This is a genomic window from Caulobacter sp. FV1ye13L, from assembly GCF_058681155.1.
In genome coordinates this window covers 3,109,976-3,129,812 of record NZ_CM178732.1, presented here as the reverse complement: position 1 = coordinate 3,129,812, position 19,837 = coordinate 3,109,976, and the positions used below count along the sequence as shown (strand labels likewise).

General features: G+C 63.1%; 20 protein-coding genes. 1 reads left to right on the top strand and 19 read right to left on the bottom strand.

Annotation, left to right across the window (positions count from 1 at the left end):
- Positions 1-24: 24 nt before the first annotated feature.
- The 4 genes from ACW176_RS15220 to sidA form a co-directional block, all read right to left on the bottom strand.
- Positions 25-339: a DUF5076 domain-containing protein gene (locus ACW176_RS15220; RefSeq protein WP_492109736.1), complete on the bottom strand. Its 315-nt coding sequence runs from the start codon at positions 337-339 to the stop codon at positions 25-27.
- A gap of 73 nt (positions 340-412) precedes the next feature.
- Positions 413-763: a GFA family protein gene (locus ACW176_RS15215; protein WP_492109735.1), complete on the bottom strand. Its 351-nt coding sequence runs from the start codon at positions 761-763 to the stop codon at positions 413-415.
- A gap of 16 nt (positions 764-779) precedes the next feature.
- Entirely contained in the window at positions 780-4,211 is a 3,432-nt protein-coding gene (gene dnaE, locus ACW176_RS15210; RefSeq protein WP_492109734.1) for a DNA polymerase III subunit alpha, read from the bottom strand.
- Between the two features lie 24 nt (positions 4,212-4,235).
- Positions 4,236-4,325, bottom strand: a complete 90-nt coding sequence (gene sidA / locus ACW176_RS15205; RefSeq protein WP_492109733.1) for a cell division inhibitor SidA — start codon at positions 4,323-4,325, stop codon at positions 4,236-4,238.
- Positions 4,326-4,481: 156 nt separating this feature from the next.
- On the opposite strand from sidA, the gene ACW176_RS15200 reads away from it, so the two are divergent.
- On the top strand, positions 4,482-5,438 hold the full coding sequence (locus ACW176_RS15200) for a nucleoside hydrolase (RefSeq protein WP_492111944.1): 957 nt from the start codon (positions 4,482-4,484) through the stop codon (positions 5,436-5,438).
- 12 nt (positions 5,439-5,450) lie between these two features.
- Here the strand turns inward: ACW176_RS15200 and ACW176_RS15195 are convergent, their stop codons facing one another.
- The 15 genes from ACW176_RS15195 to ACW176_RS15125 form a co-directional block, all read right to left on the bottom strand.
- Positions 5,451-6,137 (bottom strand): ABC transporter ATP-binding protein, encoded by a 687-nt coding sequence (locus tag ACW176_RS15195; RefSeq protein ID WP_492109732.1) that lies wholly within the window; start codon positions 6,135-6,137, stop codon positions 5,451-5,453.
- Complete coding sequence (locus ACW176_RS15190; RefSeq protein ID WP_492057443.1) at positions 6,130-7,410, bottom strand: lipoprotein-releasing ABC transporter permease subunit; 1,281 nt, start codon at positions 7,408-7,410, stop codon at positions 6,130-6,132. The genes ACW176_RS15195 and ACW176_RS15190 overlap by 8 nt, the downstream gene beginning before the upstream one ends.
- On the bottom strand, positions 7,410-8,738 hold the full coding sequence (gene proS, locus ACW176_RS15185; RefSeq protein WP_419317194.1) for a proline--tRNA ligase: 1,329 nt from the start codon (positions 8,736-8,738) through the stop codon (positions 7,410-7,412). Before proS ends, ACW176_RS15190 begins: the two co-directional genes overlap by 1 nt.
- Positions 8,739-9,070: 332 nt before the next feature.
- Complete coding sequence (locus ACW176_RS15180; protein ID WP_492109731.1) at positions 9,071-9,331, bottom strand: DUF1467 family protein; 261 nt, start codon at positions 9,329-9,331, stop codon at positions 9,071-9,073.
- Positions 9,331-9,750: a methylmalonyl-CoA epimerase gene (mce, locus tag ACW176_RS15175; RefSeq protein WP_492109730.1), complete on the bottom strand. Its 420-nt coding sequence runs from the start codon at positions 9,748-9,750 to the stop codon at positions 9,331-9,333. Before mce ends, ACW176_RS15180 begins: the two co-directional genes overlap by 1 nt.
- A gap of 110 nt (positions 9,751-9,860) precedes the next feature.
- A complete protein-coding gene (locus ACW176_RS15170; RefSeq protein WP_492109729.1) occupies positions 9,861-11,540 on the bottom strand; it encodes a ribonuclease J in 1,680 nt (559 codons plus the stop codon).
- Positions 11,540-12,325: a type III pantothenate kinase gene (locus ACW176_RS15165; RefSeq protein ID WP_492111943.1), complete on the bottom strand. Its 786-nt coding sequence runs from the start codon at positions 12,323-12,325 to the stop codon at positions 11,540-11,542. The genes ACW176_RS15170 and ACW176_RS15165 overlap by 1 nt, the downstream gene beginning before the upstream one ends.
- Positions 12,322-13,083 carry a biotin--[acetyl-CoA-carboxylase] ligase gene (locus tag ACW176_RS15160; protein ID WP_492111942.1) on the bottom strand — a complete coding sequence of 254 codons (762 nt, stop codon included), beginning with the start codon at positions 13,081-13,083 and terminating at the stop codon, positions 12,322-12,324. Before ACW176_RS15160 ends, ACW176_RS15165 begins: the two co-directional genes overlap by 4 nt.
- 1 nt (position 13,084) lies before the next feature.
- On the bottom strand, positions 13,085-14,524 hold the full coding sequence (gene nuoN, locus ACW176_RS15155; RefSeq protein WP_492109728.1) for an NADH-quinone oxidoreductase subunit NuoN: 1,440 nt from the start codon (positions 14,522-14,524) through the stop codon (positions 13,085-13,087).
- Between the two features lie 7 nt (positions 14,525-14,531).
- The gene (locus ACW176_RS15150; RefSeq protein WP_492109727.1) at positions 14,532-16,016 is read right to left on the bottom strand and encodes an NADH-quinone oxidoreductase subunit M; all 1,485 of its coding nucleotides are present in this window, start codon (positions 16,014-16,016) and stop codon (positions 14,532-14,534) included.
- Between the two features lie 10 nt (positions 16,017-16,026).
- Entirely contained in the window at positions 16,027-18,111 is a 2,085-nt protein-coding gene (gene nuoL / locus ACW176_RS15145) for an NADH-quinone oxidoreductase subunit L (protein ID WP_492109726.1), read from the bottom strand.
- 8 nt (positions 18,112-18,119) lie between these two features.
- Positions 18,120-18,425 (bottom strand): NADH-quinone oxidoreductase subunit NuoK, encoded by a 306-nt coding sequence (nuoK, locus tag ACW176_RS15140; RefSeq protein ID WP_419255227.1) that lies wholly within the window; start codon positions 18,423-18,425, stop codon positions 18,120-18,122.
- Positions 18,422-19,039, bottom strand: coding sequence for an NADH-quinone oxidoreductase subunit J (locus tag ACW176_RS15135; protein ID WP_419255226.1), 618 nt, complete (start codon positions 19,037-19,039; stop codon positions 18,422-18,424). The genes nuoK and ACW176_RS15135 overlap by 4 nt, the downstream gene beginning before the upstream one ends.
- Positions 19,040-19,122: 83 nt before the next feature.
- Positions 19,123-19,614, bottom strand: coding sequence for an NADH-quinone oxidoreductase subunit NuoI (gene nuoI / locus ACW176_RS15130; RefSeq protein ID WP_419317201.1), 492 nt, complete (start codon positions 19,612-19,614; stop codon positions 19,123-19,125).
- 5 nt (positions 19,615-19,619) lie between these two features.
- Entirely contained in the window at positions 19,620-19,832 is a 213-nt protein-coding gene (locus tag ACW176_RS15125) for a hypothetical protein (RefSeq protein ID WP_378109168.1), read from the bottom strand.
- Positions 19,833-19,837 lie beyond the last annotated feature (5 nt).

Below are 19,837 nucleotides of genomic sequence, written 5' to 3'. Positions count from 1 at the left end.
TCTTCAACGCTCGTCGTTCAAGGGCTAACTGGACTCAGCAGCAGACCCGCCCATCCGTCTGGAAGACGGAGCCGAGACTTCTTGGTTGAAACTCTCGACGATAGCTTCGAACAGACCGGCTTGGGCTCCCATGCCATCGGCGCTGAGCGCATCCGCGACATGGCCGGCGAGATCAGCCAAGATGATCCCCCAGGCCGAGGTCTCCCTAGCCACGCCGTCGGCGGCATACAAACCGAACTTGAGCGAGCAATGCAGTCCCTGCTCTGCGATCCAAACGCGAGCGAGCTCTAAAGCATTGACGTCGCGGAGCGCCGCCGGAGGAATTGCGCGAGCGTCCATCCTGACCTCATGAACCAGAGCTTGACCTTGTCAGGGGAAGGAGGCCGAGCTCGACCCTGTTGGCGCCAGCCATTCAGAAAGCCTTGCCGTTCACCTGGACCGGCTCAAGCGCGAAGACATCGATCTTGTCGAGGCAGCGCACATTTATAGCGACCATGCATGCGCCGCCGGGAGCTTCACCGCGTCCAAAAGATTCGATGCCGCATTCCTTGCAGAACAGGTGCGAGATCTTGCCCGTGTTGAAGCGGTACTCGGTCAGAGCGCCCTGCCCTTGCAGGAGCGTGAAATCGTCCTCGGCCGCAAAAGCCAGAACCGAACCCAGCTTGCCGCAACGCGAGCAATTGCAACTGATCAGATCCTCAAGCTCGACCTCTACCTCGAACCGCACCCTGCCGCACTGGCAACCGCCCTGATGTCTGGCCATCCGCGCCTCTCCCGCCCTAGACGTCTTCGAGCAGCGCCACGCCCGGTGCGGTCTTCAATGCGCCGCGCAACGAGGCGTCGAGCGCATAGCGCCCCGGCAGCTTCAGCTCGATCTCGCGTCCGCCGCCGATCGCGGCGATGAGGCTGATCTCGCCGCCCTTCTGAGACACCGCCGGCTCGAGCCGTTTTCGCAAGGCCTCGATTTCAGTCGCTGAGGGCGACAGGTGAACGCGCAGCCCCGCCACCACGTTCTCGATCGCTTTCTCGATGGGCTCGGCGTCATCGCCAAAGAACCGCACCTCGCCATCCCGGGCCTTGGCGCGCACCTTGATGGCGACCGACTTGCCAGGCTCCAGCACATCCCGACACTTGCGCAAAGCCTCAGGCGGAAAGAGGACTTCATATTCGCCTGTTGGATCCGACAGCGAGACGAAAGCAAACCGCTCACCGCTTTGCGAAGCCCGTTCCTGACGACGCCGCACAACGCCGCACATCCGGAAGGCTTCCATCCCGGCCTCGGCCTGGGGAATCACCTCGGTCAGCATGGCGGTGCGTTTACGGCGCAGCATGCCCACCATGTCTTCAAGCGGGTGGCCGGTCAGATAGAAGCCAACAGCAGCCAGTTCTTCGTCCAGCAGATCGACCTGATTCCAGGGCTCAGTCTTCTTCAGGCGCGGCCGGCCTGCGGCTGGATCGCCGCCAAACAAGGCATGCTGACCGCCCTGACGATCAGCGGCGATGCTTTGACTGTGCGCGATCAAGACGTCGGAGGAGGCCAGGATCTGGGCGCGATTCTTGTGGAAGGAATCAAAGGCGCCTGCGCGCGCCAGATTTTCGATCGCCCGCTTGTTCACCTGCTTTGGATCGACCCGCTCGACGAAATCAAAGATGTCGCGGAACGGGCCGCCCTCCTCGCGCACGGCGACCAGGTGCTTCATGGCTTCCAGGCCCACATTGCGCACCGCGCCCAGGGCGTAGAGCACTTCGCCGTTTTCGACCTCGAAGTCGGCCCCCGACCGATTGACGTCAGGCGCTCTCACCGTGATGTCGAACCGGCGGGCGTCCTGATGGAAAACCGCCAGCTTGTCTGTGTTGGAGATATCCAGGCTCATCGACGCGGCCAGGAACTCGACCGGCGTATTGGCCTTCAACCAGGCGGTTTGATAGGCGATCAGCGCATAGGCGGCCGCGTGGCTCTTGTTGAAACCGTAGCCCGCGAACTTGGCCACCAGTTCGAAGATTGAACCCGACTGCTCTTCGGGGACGTTCTTCAGCTTGGCGCCGTCGACGAAACGGATCTTCTGGAGATCCATTTCCTCCTTTTTCTTCTTGCCCATGGCCCGGCGCAGAAGGTCGGCTTCGCCCAGGCTGTACCCCGCCAGGATCTGGGCGATCTGCATCACCTGTTCCTGATAAACGATGACGCCGTAGGTCTCCTTGAGCACCGTCTCGAGCGACGGGTGCAGGGTATCGACGGGTTTGCGGCCGAACTTGCAGTCGACGAAGGTATCGATGTTGTCCATCGGCCCCGGTCGATAGAGCGAGATCAGAGCGGTGATTTCCTCGATCGACCCGCACCGCATCTTGCGCAGGGTGTCACGCATCCCCTGGCTTTCGAGCTGGAACACGCCGACCGTCTGGCCCGAGGCCAGCAGCTCATAGGTCTTGGGGTCGTCGAATGGCAACTTGCTCAGATCGACATCCGCGCCGCGCTTCTTCAGATGCTTTATGGCGCGATCCAGCACCGTCAGGGTTTTCAGACCCAGGAAGTCGAACTTCACCAGCCCGGCGCTCTCGACCCACTTCATGTTGAACTGAGTGGCGGGCAGGTCGGAGCGCGGATCCTTGTACAGCGGCGTCAGCTGGGTTAGCGGCCGGTCGCCGATCACCAGGCCGGCGGCATGGGTCGAGGCGTTGCGGAACAGGCCTTCCAGTTGCAGGGCGACGTCGAGACAGGCCGAGACGTTGCCGTCTTCCTTCTTGGCCTGCTTGAGGCGCGGCTCCAGTTCGATAGCCTGGGCCAGGGTCACCGGCGCGGCCGGGTTGTTGGGGACCATCTTGCAGAGCCGGTCAACGAGACCGAGCGGCAACTGCATCACCCGTCCGACGTCGCGCAGCACAGCGCGGGCCTGCAGCGAGCCGAAGGTGATGATCTGAGCCACGCGATCGCGGCCGTACTTCTCCTGAACGTAGACGATGACCTCTTCGCGTCGCTCCTGGCAGAAGTCGATATCGAAGTCGGGCATGGAGACCCGCTCAGGATTCAGGAAACGCTCGAACAGCAGGCCAAAGCGCAGCGGATCCAGATCGGTGATGGTCAGCACCCAGGCGACCAGCGACCCGGCACCCGAACCCCGGCCCGGGCCGACGGGGATACCGTGCGACTTGGCCCACTTGATGAAATCTGACACGATCAGGAAATAGCCGGGGAAACCCATCTTGATGATGATGCCCAGCTCAAAATCCAGTCGATCCCAATAGACCTGCTCATCGACTGCCAGCGGATTTTCGGCGAGCCTTGCCCGCAGACCCTCTCGGGCCTGATGTTTCAGTTCATCCGGTTCGCTACGTCCGTCGCCTGTGGGAAAGCTCGGCAGGATCGGGTCACGCTTCTTGACCAGGAAGGCGCAGCGGCGGGCGATGTCCAGAGTGTTGTCGCAGGCCTCCGGCAGATCCGAGAACAGCTTGCGCATATCGGCGGCCGGCTTGAACCAGTGCTCGGGCGTCACACGCCGGCGTTCATCCTGTCCGACAAACGCGCCGTCGGAAATGCACAGCAGGGCGTCGTGCGCGTTGTAGAGCTCGGCCTTGGCGAAATACACATCATTGGTCGCGACCAGCGGCGCGTCGTGCTCATAGGCCCAGTTCACCAGACCCGGCTCTGCGGCGGCCTGACGCGGCAGACCATGGCGTTGCAGCTCGACATAGAACCGATCACCAAACACCCGGCTCATTTCGGCCAGGGCCTGGACCGCTTCAGCGCTCTTTCCGGCTGCGAACAGAGCGTCAACCGGACCATCGACACCGCCCGATAGCAGGATTAGTCCTTCAGCGTGCTCGACCACCTTGGACCAGGGCACGATCGGCTCGGCCAGATCACCGCTTTCGAGGTAAGCGATCGACGAAAGCTCGGAAAGATTGAGATAGCCCCGCTCGTTCTGGGCCAAGAGCGTGACCGTCGGCGCTCGCGCCCATCGCTCTGTTGGACCAGCGCCGATGCCTGACACGGGTAGCGCGCAGCCGATGATCGGCTGGATCCCCGAATCCTTGGCGTAGGAGGAGTATTCCAGAGCGCCAAACAGATTGGCCCGATCCGTCAGACCCGCCGCGGGCATCCCGGCAGCCTCGGCCAATTTACCGATCACGTCAGCCTTGATGGCGCCTTCCAGCAGCGAATAGGCCGAACGGACCCGAAGGTGGACGAAACCCTGTCCTTCGCTGCCCGACATCGCCCACGTCTCCAATCAATCGACTCAGGCCACCAACTGGGCGACCGAGCACATCATCCAGACGAAGCTGACGACGGATACAAGAGCCAAAGACTCGCGCGCGATACGGATCACAGGAACCTCCACAATGGTTGCTTGTTTGTTCCATATTCCTCTTTTGTTCCGTTCACAAGATGTTCCGCCACGATCCACCGGATATTCTTAGAGAGAGCCATTCGAGGGCCCTCAGGGGGCTTTGCCCTGGACACCGGATCAGTTCAGATCAGCCCCATGCGCCTGATCATCGACACAGACACCGCCGGAGACGACGTCTTCTCCCTGATGCTCGCCCTCTCCCGCTCGGGCGTCGAAGTTGAGGCGATCACGATCGCCCACGGCAATGTGGGATTTGTCCAGCATGCAGAAAATGCGCTGGTCACGCTGGAGGTCTGCGAGACGCAAGGCGTGCCGGTCTATCTGGGCGCCCAGGCTCCGTTTTCCCGTGCGCCGCTGGATGCGGCCTATGTGTTCGGTGCGGACGGCATGAGCGATATCGGCCTTGCACTCGCCACCCAGCGCCCGGCCAACGGTCACGCGGTTGATGAGATCGTGAGAAGGGTGATGGCGGCTCCGGGCGAGATCACAATCATTGCCCAGGCGCCCCTGACCAATATTGCGCTGGCCTATCTGCGCGAGCCGCGCATCGCCCAGGCTGTGAAACATCTGTGGGTCATGGGCGGCACCGACAACGGCGTGGGCAATGTGACGCCCGCCGCAGAGTACAACTTCTATGCCGATCCTGAAGCCGCCAAGATCGTGATCAACGCCGGCTTCAGGCTGTCCATCGTGACGTGGACCGAAACGCTGCGTGACGGACTGCTGGATGTTTCCCAACTGGCCGAACTGGAGGCCTTGGGCACGCCCCGCGCGCGGTTCTTCACCGACGTCAATCGCGCTTCCCTGGCCTTCGCTCAGGACACCGAAGGTCTGAACGGTAGCCTGCACCCGGACGCCCTGACATGCGCCGTCGCGCTGGATGAGAGCCTGATCCTGGAAGCAGAGCAGGCCGTCGTTGATGTCGAGACTCTGGGCGAACTCACGCGAGGCTATCTGAGCGTATCGCACGCCATCCTGCCCGATATCGAGATCGCTGATCCAGCGCTCAAGCGCAGGGCGCCGAATGCCCGCGTGATCAAGAAGATCGACCGGAGCGGTTTCTTCGCCGCGATCCGCCAGGCGCTGCTTTAGCCGAGCGCGACCTTAGAAGGTTTGCGGCTCGAGATGCCCGTCTCTGAGCGCGAACACCCGATCCATGTAGCGCGCCAGATCCATGTTGTGCGTCGCGATCAGCGCGGCCACACCCTGGCCACGGGCCAGGCTGTACAGCGACTGAAACACCGCCGCCGAGGTCGCCGGATCCAGATTGCCCGTCGGCTCGTCGGCCAGCAGCAGTTGCGGCTTGTTGGCCAAGGCACGGGCGATCGCCACGCGCTGTTGCTCGCCACCCGACATCTGGGCCGGCTGATGGTTCACTCGGGCGCTCAGGCCAAGCTCCGTCAGTAACTCAAGCGCCCGCCCCTCGGCCTCGGCCCGACTGCGCCCGGCGATCAGGCCGGGCATGGCCACGTTCTCGAGTGCGCTGAACTCGGGCAGCAGATGGTGGAACTGGTAGACGAACCCCACCGTGCCCAGGCGGATCCGCGTGCGGAACCTTTCCGACAGCTTCGAGCAGTCGCGCCCCCCCAGAGCCACGAGCCCGGCGTCGGGACGTTCCAGCAAGCCGGCCGAATGCAGCAGCGACGACTTGCCAGATCCCGAGGGGCCGATCAGTCCGACGACCTCGCCTGGATAGACGTCGATGTCGACGCCACGCAGCACGGGAAGATCGCCGGCTTCGGTCTTGTAAACGCGTTCGACGCCGCGCAGCGACAGAACAGGATCACTCATAGCGCAGCGCCTCTACCGGATCGATACGCGAGGCGCGCCAAGCCGGCGGCAGGGTCGCTGCGATGCTCATCAGGGCCGAGAGGCCGACAATGCCGCCCACTTCGGCCCAGTCGATCTTCGCGGGGATGTGCGAGAGCATATAGACGTCGGCGCTGAAAACGGCCGTGCCCGTCACCCATTCCACAAAGTTCTGGATCGGCGTGATGTAGGCGCAAAACAGCACGCCCAGCAGCAGGCCCGTCAGGGTGCCCGCCACGCCGATCGAGGCGCCGGCCATGAGGAAGATGCGCAAGATCGATCCCTGCCCTGCCCCCATGGTGCGCAGAATGGCGATGTCCTTGCCCTTGTTCTTGACCAGCATGACCAGGCTGGAAATGATGTTCAGCGTGGCGATCGCGACGATGCAGAAGAGGATCAACCGCATCACCTTCCGCTCGACTTGCAGGGCCGTGAAGTAGCTATGGTTCTTGTCCATCCAGTCGGCGACGAGCGCGCCCGGACCACTGGCGGCCTCGACTGCGGGCTTCAGGGCCTTGGCGTCATCGGGGTCATCAACCTTGATCTCGACATAGTCGACCGAGGTGTCACGACCGAAAAACAGCTGTGACTGGTCGAGCGGCATGTAGACATAGGCCTCGTCAAACTGGCTCATGCCGACGCTGAAGATGCCACCGACGATGTAGTCCTTTTCGCGGGTCGAGGTCCCGAACGCCGTCGCCGGGCCGGAGGGCGAGATCAGGGTGATGGCGTCGCCCGGTGCGACCCCAAGATTGATCGCCATGCGGTCGCCGATCAGCACGATATCGCCGCCGAACTCGCCTTGGCCAAAGCCAGCCATCGAGCCCTTCTTGATGTTGTCGGCGATGATCTTCAGGCCGCGCAGATCGCGAGGCGTCACCCCGCGCACAATAGCCCCGGTCACTTGGCTGGGGCCGATGACCATGGCCTGGGCTTCAACCATCGGGACGGCCTGAACAACGCCAGGCACTGCGCGGATGCGGCTGATCACGCCATCGCGGTCAGGGCCATTGATCAGAGGCGACTGGGCGTAGAGATGACCGTTGAAACCCAGGATCCGGCCCAGCAGTTCGGCCCGGAAACCGTTCATGACGCTCATGACGGTGATCAGGGCGAACACAGCCAGCATCACAGCGCTGAACGAGATCACCGAAATCAGGGCGACGCCGCCATTCTTGCGCTTGGCGAATAGGTACCGCCGCGCGACGGACCGCTCCCAGCGGCTGAATGGTCCGGCCGCCCTGAGATCGCTCATTAGCCGGCCTTGCTTTGCGTGAGGCCCGCCAGGACGGACTCCAGCGAGGCCGTCGAGCGCTCGCCGGTCGCGCGGTTCTTGATCTCAACCACGCCTTCGGCGATGCCCTTGGGGCCGATGATCATCTGCCAGGGCAGACCGATGAGGTCCATGGTGGCGAACTTGGCGCCGCCCCGCGCGTCTGTGTCGTCGTAGAGTACCGTCTTGCCGGCGGCGATCAGCGCCTTGTAGGCGGTATCGCAGGCCGCATCGCAAGCCGCATCGCCCTGACGCATGTTGATGATGCCCACATCGAAGGGCGCCACGGACTCGGGCCAGATGATGCCGGCGTCGTCATGGCTGGCCTCGATTATCGCGCCCAGCAGACGCGAGACGCCCACGCCGTACGATCCCATCTGCACGGGAACATCCTTGCCGTCAGAACCCGTGACAAGAGCGCGCATCGGCTCGGAATACTTGGTCCCGAACGAGAAGATATGGCCCACCTCGATGCCGCGCGCCGACAGCCGGTCGCCCTCGGCGACCTGAGCGAAGGCGGCCTCATCGTGCATTTCCTCGGTCGCGGCGTAGAGCGCCGTCCGCCGGTCAACCAGTGGCTGCAGATCGCCATACCAGTCGACGTCGGGACCGGGCGCGCCCATCTCGACCAGATCCTTGTGGCAGAACACGGCGCTTTCGCCGGTGTCGGCCAGCACGATGAACTCGTGGCTCAGATCGCCGCCGATCGGACCGGTGTCGGCGCGCATCGGCACAGCCTTCAGGCCCATGCGATCGAACAGGTTCAGATAGGCCACGAACATGCGGTTGTAGGACTTGCGCGCGCCCTCGACGTCCAGGTCGAAGCTGTAGGCGTCCTTCATCAGGAACTCGCGGCCGCGCATCACGCCAAACCGCGGACGGGTCTCATCGCGGAACTTCCACTGCACGTGGTAGAGATTCTTGGGCAGCTCCTTGTAGCTCTTCACCGACCCACGGAAGATCTCGGTGATCATTTCCTCGTTGGTGGGGCCGTAAAGCAGCTCGCGCTCATGACGGTCTACGATGCGCAGCATCTCAGGGCCGTAGGCGTCATAGCGGCCCGACTCGCGCCACAGGTCGGCCAGTTGCAAGGTCGGCATCAGGAGCTCGATGGCGCCCGCGCGATCCATCTCCTCGCGGACGATCTGCTCGATGCGGTTCAGCACCCGCAGGCCTAGCGGCAGCCACGCATAGATGCCCGCCGCTTCCTGGCGGATCATGCCGGCGCGCAACATCAATTGGTGCGACACGATCTGGGCGTCGGACGGAGCTTCTTTCAGCACGGGCAGGAAATAGCGCGACAGGCGCATCAGAAAGACGTCTCCGAGGAAATGCGAGGGCCTGAGATAGCCTCTTGGCCGTTAGCTTGGCAACGCGCGCGGCGAAAAGATGACCGCGAGAGCCATTTCAAACGAAAAGAAGGCCGCGCGATCCTCGCGCGGCCTTGCAAGTTCATCGTCGGGGAAGACGCCACAGAGTGAGATCAGAAACACCTGATCTCGTAAGTCCACCCTACGCCTCCAAACATTTGTTGGGGCACGCACTTGCAGCGGGCCGCGCACATTGGGGCGTTTCGCCCAAGCCTTGTGCGATTGCCGGGACAAAGATCGCATCACGCCCAAGGCTTGGGCGCCATGGCGTCCTAATAGGTGGCGGGCAGCGGCGGCAAGCTGATCAGGTGAAAGCGGATGATCAGCCACAACACGGCGAACACAGCGATCGACACCCAGGTCGTGGTGAAAAACTTGCGCTTCAGATTAGGGTTCACCGGCGCGCCCGGGTCACCGCCGCCCGGCGGCTTGATCCCCATCTCGTGATAGCTGCGCGACCCAAGCGGCAGAACGACGAAAAGAACCGTCCACCAGATGGTCAGGAAGATCGCGATACCAGTAATCGGGCCCATCAGTGGTGCGCCTCCTTGGGCGTCTCCATGAGCTCGACCAGCAGGCCGCCCATGTCTTTGGGGTGAACAAAGATGATCAGCGTGCCGTGCGCGCCGATACGCGGCTCGCCCAGCACCGTAGCGCCCTTGGCGACAAGCGCGTCACGTGCTTCGTAGATATTCTCGACCTCGAAGCAGATGTGGTGCTGGCCGCCCTTGGGGTTCTTGGCCAGAAATCCGTGGATGGGCGATGTCTCGCCATAAGGCTCGATCAGTTCGATCTGGCTATTGGGCAGGTTGACGAAGCAAACCCAGACACCCTGTTCCGGCATCGCCCACTTCTCGGTGACCGATGTCGCGCCCAGCAGGTCGCGATACATCTTCAGCGACTCGTCGATCGACGGCGTCGCAACGCCAACATGGTTAAGTTTGCCGATCATGATCTGCTCCCACGCGCTTCTCGTTCGCGCGAAGGCCTAACACCTAGCCCGCAGCGCGAAAAGAGCCGCCCGCCGTGTCGTTTTCACGGCGAGCGGCTGCTTACGTAACGTTAGACGCGAAGGACCGTCGTCTCGACGACGGGCTTGCGCTCCCAGATCCGGAACGCCGCCTTCTTCACGGCGCGCGAGATGGCGTTCTCGATAGCGTCGTCCAGTTCCTTCTGATCGCCGCCCAGGCGCTTGAAGGCCGTCTCGGCCTCCTCAGCAAGATCGTCCATGGCTTCGCCGAGCGGATACTCGTTGTCGCCCGCCAGACCCAGGCCCCGAACCTGCGGGCCAGAGACGATACGGTTCTTGCCGTCCAGAACGATCGATACCGCCAGCATGCCATTGAAAGCGACATGGCGGCGCTCGCGCAGGGCCTGACCGTTCTCGGCCGTGACTACGCCACCGTCGACATAGAGGCGACCGGCCGGAACCTCGTCGATGATCTCGGCGCGACCGGGAGCCAGCCGAACCATATCACCGTTGCGCGGTGTCACCTGCTGCGGAACCTGCAGGTCACGGGCGAAGGCGGCATGCTCGATCAGATGACGACGCTCGCCATGCGTCGGCACGGCAATCTCGGGGCGAGCCCACTGATACATCTGCTTGAGTTCGTCGCGGCAAGGGTGGCCGCTGACATGGATCCCAGGCGTGTCGCGTTCGGTGTGCAGACGAACGCCGCGATCGGCCAGCTTGTTCTGCAGATTGCGGATCGGAATCTCGTTGCCCGGAATGACCCGCGAGCTGAAGACCACGTGATCGCCCTGCGCAAGCTTCACGTGCGGGTGGGTTCCCTCGGCGATGCGCGACAGGGCCGCCCTCGCCTCGCCCTGGCTGCCGGTGCAGAGGAACAGAACTTCGTTTTCGGGCAGGTACTTGGCCTGGTCGTCGGTGATGAAGGGCTCGATGCCCACGAGCAGACCGACCGAACGCGCGGCTGCGCTCATGCGGTGCATCGAACGCCCTGCCAGACAGACCTTGCGACCGGCCGCCTGGGCGGCGCGGATCACGGTATCCATACGGGCCACGTTGGAGGCGAAGCACGCCACAGCGATCTTGCCGGTCAGGCCGGCGATCAGCCGGTTCATCGCCACGCGCACATCGGCTTCCGAGCCTGCCACGCCGTCGACAAACACATTGGTGCTGTCGCAAACCATCGCAAGGATGCCCTCGTCGCCAAGCTTGCGGATGGCGTCGATATCGGTGGCTTCGCCGAGCTGTGGATCGGGATCGATCTTCCAGTCGCCGGTATGCAGGATCGTGCCCAGAGGGGTCTTGATCGCCAGGCCGTTCGGCTCCGGGATCGAGTGGGTCAGGGTGATCATTTCCAGATCGAACGGGCCAATCGAGAACTTGCCGCCCAGAGGCACCTCGGTGATCGGCACCTCATCGAGCAACCGAGCGTCCCGCAGTTTCTCGCGCAGCAGGAAGGCGGTGAAGGGCGTCGCATAGACCGGCGCCTTCAGTCGCGGCCAAAGCCAGTGCACCGCCCCCAAGTGATCCTCGTGGGCGTGGGTCAGCACAATGCCCAGAATATCGTCGGCATAGGCCTCGATATACTCGGGATCGGGCAGGATGATTTCGACACCGGGGGTCGTCTGGTCGCCGAAGGTGACTCCCAGATCGACCACGATCCACTTGCGGGCGTGGGCCGGGCCAAAGCCATACAGATTGAAGTTCATGCCGATCTCGTTCGACCCGCCGAGCGGCAGGAAAACGAGTTCGTCTTGAGAAGATTTTGTCATCAGGTCTCTGAGGTGGTGTTGCGACGGTGAATTTCGAGGAGTCCGCGGATCGTCAGATCCGAATCGAAGTGATCGATGCAGTCCGTGGCGCCTTCGAATAGTGAGGCGACCCCACCGGTGGCGACGACGGTCATGGGCTCCGCGCGCTCAACCTTGATGCGCGCAACAAGTCCCTCGATCAAAGAAATATAGCCCCAGAACACGCCGGACTGCATGGCGCTGACGGTGTCGGTTCCGACTATGCGGTTGCCGGCGGGGCGTTGAATGGCGATGCGCGGCAGCTTAGCAGCCGCCTCGTGAAGCGCTTGCATGGAAAGATTGATGCCTGGCGCAATAATGCCGCCTTCGAAGCCCCCGTCCGCGCCGACAATGTCGAAAGTGGTGGCTGTGCCACTGTCGATGACGATCAAGGGTCCCGGATAGACCATGTGCGCGCCCACGGCGTTCACCAGACGGTCAGCGCCGGCTTCGGACGGCTTGTCGATCCGCACCTCGACGCCCAGCTTCGCGTTCTCGCCGATCACGAGCGGATCGACATTAAAGTACCGGCGCGAAAGGTTGCGCAGATTGAAGATCGACTGCGGGACCACGCTGGATATGATGCAGGCGTCGATGGCCCGAAAACCCAGCCCCTGCATCGAGAGCAGTTGCGACAGCCACACAACATACTCGTCAGCCGTACGGGTGCTCTCGGTGGCAGACCGCCATTGAGCGATCCAGCTCTGGCCATCGTGGATGGCGAACATCGTATTGGTGTTGCCCTGCTCTATCGCCAGCAGCATCAGTTAGCCTCACCGAAGAAGACATCGCCGGCCGTGATGCGCCGCAACCGACCATCAGGCAACCGAAGCCTCAGGGCGCCGTCGCTATCGAGCCCCTCGGCGACACCTTCGATGGTCTCGGTTCCCAGACGCGCAACGCAAGGCTCGCCCAGGCCATGGGCCCGCGCTGTCCAGGCGTCGGCAATGGCGGGAAAGCCCAGCGTATGCCAGACGCGCGACCAACGCTCAAACGCGCCGGCCAACACCTCGATCGCCTCCGCAGGCGATGGCGGAGGCGCTGCGCGATGCTCGGTCAAGGCCGTGGCCGGACGTTCGCTGTCAATCGGCTTGCACGCTAGGTTGACGCCGACGCCAACGGCGATCCAGAGCCCGACGCCGAGACGACTTCCAGACTCGATCAGAATGCCGCTGACTTTCAATCCACCCAAGAGCGGATCATTGGGCCACTTCAGGCTGATCAAGGATGCCGGAACGTAGGCCGCAAGAAGATCAGCGACGGCCAGTGCGGCGACAAACGAAACCTGAGCAGCCTCGGCAGGCGACTTGTCAGTGGAAAACAGGAGGGTAGCGGCGAGGTTGCCCTCCCCCGTCTCCCAGGCGCGACCTCTTCGACCACGTCCCGCCGTTTGCCTAAGGCCAAGCAGCCATAGGGGCCCCGTTTCGCCCGCTTCCGCGCGGCGACGAGCCTCGGCATTTGTGGAGTCGATCTCGTCGAGAACGACGACGGGCGGCCCTTCTGGAGCTGAGGGAACGCCCGTCACGTCACGCGTGGCCAAAGGCCGCAGCTGCGGCCTTGGCGGCCGGGTCGAGCCAGATCAGCGCGACCAGCACCACCGGGAAAGCAAACAGGGCTGCTGCGAAACCCACAGCGCGCGCTGCGGGGTCCGGGGCATCCACGGCGCCCTTGGAGGCGTCGAACCACATGCTCTTGATCAGGCGCAGATAGTAGAAGGCGCCGACGACGCTGCCGACCAGGCCCAGCACAGCGGCCCACTGCAGCATGACGTCGCCCGAGCCGAGCGCGGCCTTGAAGACGTAGAACTTCGACCAGAAGCCCGAGAACGGCGGCAGACCCAGGGCCGACAGCGAGAACGCGGTCATGGCCAGGGCGATGCCCGGGCGTTCCTTGATCAGGCCAGCCATGTCCTCGATGGTCTCCATTGGCTTGCCGTCTCGGCTCAGGGCCTGAAGGCAGGCGAAGAAGCCGGTCACGTCGACCATGTAGAGGATCATGAAGACCAGCATGGCGTGAAGCCCGGTCTCACCGCCCGTGGCAACGCCCAACAGGGCGTAGCCGACATTGGCGATCGAACTGTAGGCCCAAAGGCGCTTCAGATTGGTCTGGGCCAAGCCGGCGAAGGCGCCGACAAAGACCGAGATCAGCGCGGCGATCACCAGGACCTGACGCCATTGAGCGACCGAATCCGGGAAAGCGTCGCCCAGCACTCGGGCAAACATCATCATGGCCGCAAGCTTCGGCGCGGCGGCGAAGAAGCCAACGACCGGGGTCGGAGCGCCTTCATAGACGTCCGGCGTCCACATGTGGAAGGGCGCCGCAGAGACCTTGAACGCCAGACCGCAGATCAGGAACACCAGGCCAAACAGCAGGCCAACGCCGTGTGCATCATGCGCAGCCGCGGCAATGTCAGCAAACCGGGTCGAGCCCGCAAAGCCGTAGATCAGCGACGAACCGTAGAGCAGCAGGCCGGAGGAAAGCGCGCCGAGGACGAAATACTTCAGGCCGGCTTCCGAAGCCTTGGCGTCGTCGCGACGGAAAGCCGCCAGCACATAAAGCGCCAGGGATTGCAGTTCGACACCGATATACAGGCTGATCAGGTCGCCAGCCGAGGCGGTGACGCCCATGCCCAGCGCCGCCAGGATCACCAGCACCGCATATTCAAACTTCTGGTCGCCGCGCTGGGCCAGCCAGCGATCGCCCAGAACGATGCCGATGGCGCTGGAGATGAAGATCGCAACCTTGGCGTAGGTCGCCGCAGCGTCGGCCGAATAGACCCCGTTAAAGGCGTGACCGTGCGGACCGACCACGGCCGCAGCGGCGGCGGCGAACAGCGCCAGGACCGAGGCTAGCGTAAAGGCCGGGCTCGTCTTGCCCTGGAAGGCCCCCCAGACCAGCAGGACAAGGGCCGATACCGCGAGAATGACCTCGGGCAGGATCAGCGAAAGATTGGCTGAAAGCGTCATCAGTCCCTCACCCGGCCAAGGCGGCGCGCCAGGCGCCGACCAGCGCGTCGACGGACGACGCGGTCAGGTCAAATACGAAATTCGGATAGATGCCGAGCACCAGGGTCGAGATGATCAGCGGCGCGAAGATCAGGATCTCGCGCTTGTCGAGATCGGTGATCGTCTTGAGTTGAGGATTGACGATCTCACCGTACATGACCCGGCGATACAGCGTCAGGGCGTACATCGCCGACAGGATCACGCCGCTGGCGGCGAACAGGGCCGTCCAGGTGGAGACCTGGTAGACGCCCGTCATCGTCAGGATTTCGCCAACGAAGCCCGAGGTGCCCGGCAGGCCGACATTGCCCATGGTGAACAACAGGAAGGTCGCTGCGTACCAGGGCATCCGGTTGGTCAGGCCGCCATAGAAGGCGATTTCGCGGGTGTGCATGCGGTCATAGACGACACCGACGCAGAGGAAGAGCGCGCCGGAGATGACCCCGTGGCTCAGCATCTGGAAGATCGCGCCCTGCTCGCCCGCCGCATTGCCCGAGAAGATGCCCATGGTCACAAAGCCCATGTGAGCCACCGACGAATAGGCGATCAGCTTCTTGATGTCGGTCTGACGGAAGGCGATCAGCGAAGTGTAGACGATGGCGATGGCCGACATCGCGAACACCAGCGGCTGGAACATCTCCGACGCATTGGGGAACATCGGCAGGCTGAAGCGCATGAAGCCATAGCCGCCCATCTTCAGCAGAATACCCGCCAGGATGACCGAACCGGCGGTCGGCGCCTCGACGTGGGCGTCGGGCAGCCAGGTGTGAACCGGCCACATCGGCATCTTCACCGCGAAGCTGGCGAAGAAAGCCAGCCACAGCCAGGTTTGCAGCCAGGGCGCAAACTTGAAGGTCATCAGTTCGGGAATCGAAGACGTACCCGAGATGGTGATCATCGCCAGGATCGCCGCCAGCATCAGCACCGAGCCGAGCAGCGTGTAGAGGAAGAACTTGTAGGCCGCGTAGACGCGACGCTTGCCGCCCCAGATCCCGATGATCAGGAACATCGGCACCAGGCCGCCTTCGAAGAACAGGTAGAAGAGGATCAGGTCCAGCGCGCAGAACACGCCGATGACCAGGGTCTCCAGCACCAGGAAACAGATCAGATACTCAACCAGCCGCTTCTCGATGGAACGCCAGCTGGCCAGGATACAGATCGGCAGCAGGAAGGCCGTCAGCAGGACGAACAGGATGGAAATCCCGTCGACGCCCATGCGGTAATGCAGGCCCGCGAACCAGGCCACGTCTTCCACGAACTGGAAGCCGGGGTTCTTGGCGTCGAACTGCGCGACCATCAGGATCGACAGCGCGAAGGTCACCAGGGTGGTCGCCAGGGCGATCCACTTGGCCAGATTGTCGGTGGCCGCGTTGTCGCCCTTGATCGCGCGCAGCGCCAGAAGGACGGCCACGCCAGCGAGCGGAGCGAAGGTTGTGAGGCTGAGAAGGCCGGTCATCGATCCGTCCTCAACGGAATGCGTAAAGGGCGAAGCCAAGCAGGCCGGCGACGCCGAGCAGCATGACAAACGCATAGTGATAGACGTAACCGGTCTGGAGCTTGCCGGTCCGGCGGCCGACTTCGTAGCTTACGGCGCTGACGCCATCGGGCCCGAAGCCGTCGATGATCTTCTGGTCTCCGCCCTTCCAGAACAGGTCGCCGAGGAACTTGGCCGCGCGCACGAAGGTGGCTTGGTACAGCTCGTCGAAGAACCACTTGTTGTAGAAGAACACATAGAGCGGGCCGTTTCGGGCCGCGAGCTTGGCGCCCAGGCGCTCGTTGCCCTTGATCAGATAGATATAGGCCGCAACCAGAAGGCCGAGGATCGAAGCGATCAACGGGCTCCACTTCACCCACTCGGCCACTTCATGGGCTTCGTGCAGAACGTGGTTGGTCGGTGCGTTGTAGATGGCGCCGCGCCAGAACTCTTCCTGGTGGTGACCCACGAAGTAGTCGACGAACACGAAGCCGGCGAACACTGCGCCGAGCGACAATACGACCAGCGGGAACAGCATGATCAGTGGGCTCTCGTGCGGCTTGTGATCATGGCCGTGACCATGGTCGTCATGCGCGTGGCCGTCCGCGACGGGTTCGTCGTGCGTATCATGCGCCACGTGGCCGTCATGGGCATGGGCGGCGTGCGCGTCGTGAGCGTGATGATCGTCATGACCCCAGCGGGCCTTGCCGTTGAAGGTGAAGAAGGCCACGCGCCAAGAGTAGAATGACGTCAGGCCGGCGACCAGCAGGCCGATCACCCAGGCGAACATCGCGAAGGCGTTCTCGCCACCAGCGGCGAAGGCCGCCTCGATGATGGTGTCCTTCGAGTAGAAGCCGGCGAAGCCCAGGTGCAGCGGCGGGAAGCCGAGACCCGTGATGGCGATGGTGCCGATGGTCATGGCGATGAAGGTCACCGGCAGCAGTTTGGCCAGAGCGCCATACTTCCGCATGTCCTGTTCGTGATGCATGCCGTGGATCACCGAGCCGGCGCCCAGGAACAGCAGCGCCTTGAAGAAGGCGTGGGTGAACAGGTGGAACATCGCCGCCTGATAGGCGCCGATACCGGCCGCAAAGAACATGTAGCCCAGCTGCGAACAGGTCGAATAGGCGATGACCCGCTTGATGTCGTTCTGGGTCAGGCCGACCGTGGCCGCGAATAGGGCCGTGACCGCGCCGATCACCGTGACGATGTTCTTGGCGACGGGCGCGTATTCGAACATCGGCGACAGCAGGCACAGCATGTAGACGCCGGCGGTGACCATGGTGGCCGCGTGGATCAGGGCCGAGACCGGGGTCGGGCCTTCCATGGCGTCCGGAAGCCAGGTGTGCAGGAAGAACTGCGCCGACTTGCCCATCGCGCCGATGAACAGCAGGAAACAGGCGATATCCATCAGCGGCCAGCTGTGGCCGACGAACTCCCAGGTGCGACCGGCATTGGCGGCGATCTGCGGGAAGAGTTCGGCGAACTGGATCGTACCGAACGCCCAGTAGGTGGTCATGATGCCGAGGGCGAAGCCGAAATCGCCGACACGGTTGACCACGAACGCCTTGATCGCCGCAGCGCTGGCCGTGGGCTTCTTGAACCAGAAGCCGATCAGCAGATACGAGGCCAGACCCACGCCTTCCCAGCCAAAGAACAGCTGCATGAAGTCGGCGGCGGTGACCAGCGACAGCATGGCGAAGGTGAACAGCGACAGGTACGCGAAGAAGCGCGGCTTGCTGTCATCCTCGGCCATGTAGCCCCAGGAGTAGATGTGCACGAGGGCCGAGACCGTCGTCACCACGATCAGCATCACCGCCGACAGGGCGTCGATGCGGATCGACCAGTTGGAGATGAAGTCGCCGACGTGGATGAATGGCAGCAGGGTGACCGTGAAGGCCTCCATGTGCCCCCAGGTCCATTGGCTGAACACGTACCAGGACAGACCGCAGGCCAGCAGCAGAGCACCGGTGGTGATCGATTGCGAGGCCACGTCGCCGATGCGACGGCCAAACAGGCCCGCCACGATCGCTGCGACCAGCGGGGCGAAGAGGATAATTGTGACTAGCGTCTGCATGATGTCGCTTAGCCCTTCATCATGCTGGCGTCGTCGACCGCGATGTCGCCGCGGTTTCGGAAGAAGGTGACGAGAATGGCCAAGCCAACGGCCGCCTCGGCGGCGGCGACGGTCAGCACGAACATCGCGAAGATCTGACCGACCACGTCGTGCAGATAGACCGAGAACGAGACCAGATTGATGTTCACAGCCAGCAGGATCAGCTCAATCGACATCAGGATGACGATGATGTTCTTGCGGTTCACGAAGATGCCGAACACGCCGATCGTGAACAGGATCGCGGCGACGACGAGATAGTGCAACAGGCCGATCATTCGGAGATCCCCTCACCCGGCTTGATCTGAACCAGTTCCATGCCGGTCTTGGGCGAACGGGCCACCTGCCTGCCGATATCCTGGCGCTTGACGCCCGGCTTGTGGCGCAGGGTCAGGACGATGGCGCCGATCATGGCCACCAGAAGCACCAGGCCCGCCAACTGGAAGAAGAAGGCGTAGTCTGTGTAGAGCACGCGCCCAATTGCCTCGGTGTTGCTCACGCCTTCCGGCGAAGCCATGGTCTCGGCGTTTTTGCCAGCGGCGCCGTTCGTGGCCACCGTTGCGGCGACGAAGATCATCTCCAGCGTCAGCACGCCCGCCACAAGCCCGCCGATCGGCAGGTACTGGGCAAAGCCCTTGCGCAGTTCCTCGAAGTCAACGTCGAGCATCATGACGACGAACAGGAACAGCACCGCGACCGCGCCGACATAGACGACGATCAGCAGCATCGCGAGGAACTCCGCGCCCAGCAGGACGAAGAGGCCTGCGGCCGAGAAGAAGGCGGTGATCAGGAAGAGCACCGAGTGCACGGGATTTCGCGCCGAGACGACGAGAAGACCCGCCGCCAGCGTTGTGAAAGCCAGCAAGTAGAAAGCGATCGCCTGCAAGGCCATTGGCCCAGGTGCTCCCCTGAAAACTACATCCATGACGACAACGCCAAATGGCGCGCCGCCCCCTTAGGATTCGCCGCCCGTCTTTAGCGGTAGGGCGCGTCCAACTCCAGATTCTTCGCGATCAGGCGTTCCCAGCGGTCGCCGTTATCGAGAAGACGTTCCTTGTCGTAATAAAGCTCTTCGCGCGTCTCGGTCGCGTATTCGGTGTTCGGACCTTCCACGATGGCGTCCACCGGGCAGGCCTCCTGGCACAGGCCGCAGTAGATGCACTTGACCATGTCGATGTCGTAGCGGGTCGTGCGGCGGCTGCCGTCTTCGCGCGGTTCGGCCTCGATCGTGATCGCCTGGGCGGGGCAGATGGCCTCACACAGCTTGCACGCGATGCAGCGCTCCTCGCCCGACGGATAGCGACGCAGGGCGTGCTCGCCCCGGAAGCGCGGCGACTGCGGGTTGCGCTCGTTCGGATAGATAACGGTCTTCTTGGGCGCGACCATGTACTTCATGGCCAGGCCAAAGGCGTTGGCGAAGTCCAGAAGGGCAGCGCCCTTAATCGCCTGGGAAATGCGTTGCATCATGGCCGTCAATCACCCTTCGGAATGACGCAGGTGTAGTTTGAAAGCTGGGCGGGATCTCCCCCGTCCTGCTTGGCTTGCAGCACTCCACCATCGGCCTTGCACTTGTCGCCGGCCCGGCGGAGTTCGTCATAGTTCACAACGCCGCGTCCCAGCGAATAGGACCTGTCAGACGCCATCGTGGCCGAACAGGCCGCGAGCGAGGCGAAGGTCAGGCCCATCAGGG

What these genes read in the sequence shown, in the direction of transcription:
- ACW176_RS15220 (WP_492109736.1), bottom strand. Translation starts at nt 339, where the DNA reads ATGGACGCTCGCGCAATTCCTCCGGCGGCGCTCCGCGACGTCAATGCT.
- ACW176_RS15215 (WP_492109735.1), bottom strand. Translation starts at nt 763, where the DNA reads ATGGCCAGACATCAGGGCGGTTGCCAGTGCGGCAGGGTGCGGTTCGAG.
- dnaE (WP_492109734.1), bottom strand. Translation starts at nt 4,211, where the DNA reads ATGTCGGGCAGCGAAGGACAGGGTTTCGTCCACCTTCGGGTCCGTTCG.
- ACW176_RS15200 (WP_492111944.1), top strand. Translation starts at nt 4,482, where the DNA reads ATGCGCCTGATCATCGACACAGACACCGCCGGAGACGACGTCTTCTCC.
- ACW176_RS15195 (WP_492109732.1), bottom strand. Translation starts at nt 6,137, where the DNA reads ATGAGTGATCCTGTTCTGTCGCTGCGCGGCGTCGAACGCGTTTACAAG.
- ACW176_RS15190 (WP_492057443.1), bottom strand. Translation starts at nt 7,410, where the DNA reads ATGAGCGATCTCAGGGCGGCCGGACCATTCAGCCGCTGGGAGCGGTCC.
- proS (WP_419317194.1), bottom strand. Translation starts at nt 8,738, where the DNA reads ATGCGCCTGTCGCGCTATTTCCTGCCCGTGCTGAAAGAAGCTCCGTCC.
- ACW176_RS15180 (WP_492109731.1), bottom strand. Translation starts at nt 9,331, where the DNA reads ATGGGCCCGATTACTGGTATCGCGATCTTCCTGACCATCTGGTGGACG.
- mce (WP_492109730.1), bottom strand. Translation starts at nt 9,750, where the DNA reads ATGATCGGCAAACTTAACCATGTTGGCGTTGCGACGCCGTCGATCGAC.
- ACW176_RS15170 (WP_492109729.1), bottom strand. Translation starts at nt 11,540, where the DNA reads ATGACAAAATCTTCTCAAGACGAACTCGTTTTCCTGCCGCTCGGCGGG.
- nuoN (WP_492109728.1), bottom strand. Translation starts at nt 14,524, where the DNA reads ATGACGCTTTCAGCCAATCTTTCGCTGATCCTGCCCGAGGTCATTCTC.
- ACW176_RS15150 (WP_492109727.1), bottom strand. Translation starts at nt 16,016, where the DNA reads ATGACCGGCCTTCTCAGCCTCACAACCTTCGCTCCGCTCGCTGGCGTG.
- nuoL (WP_492109726.1), bottom strand. Translation starts at nt 18,111, where the DNA reads ATGCAGACGCTAGTCACAATTATCCTCTTCGCCCCGCTGGTCGCAGCG.
- nuoK (WP_419255227.1), bottom strand. Translation starts at nt 18,425, where the DNA reads ATGATCGGCCTGTTGCACTATCTCGTCGTCGCCGCGATCCTGTTCACG.
- ACW176_RS15135 (WP_419255226.1), bottom strand. Translation starts at nt 19,039, where the DNA reads ATGGCCTTGCAGGCGATCGCTTTCTACTTGCTGGCTTTCACAACGCTG.
- nuoI (WP_419317201.1), bottom strand. Translation starts at nt 19,614, where the DNA reads ATGATGCAACGCATTTCCCAGGCGATTAAGGGCGCTGCCCTTCTGGAC.
- ACW176_RS15125 (WP_378109168.1), bottom strand. Translation starts at nt 19,832, where the DNA reads ATGGGCCTGACCTTCGCCTCGCTCGCGGCCTGTTCGGCCACGATGGCG.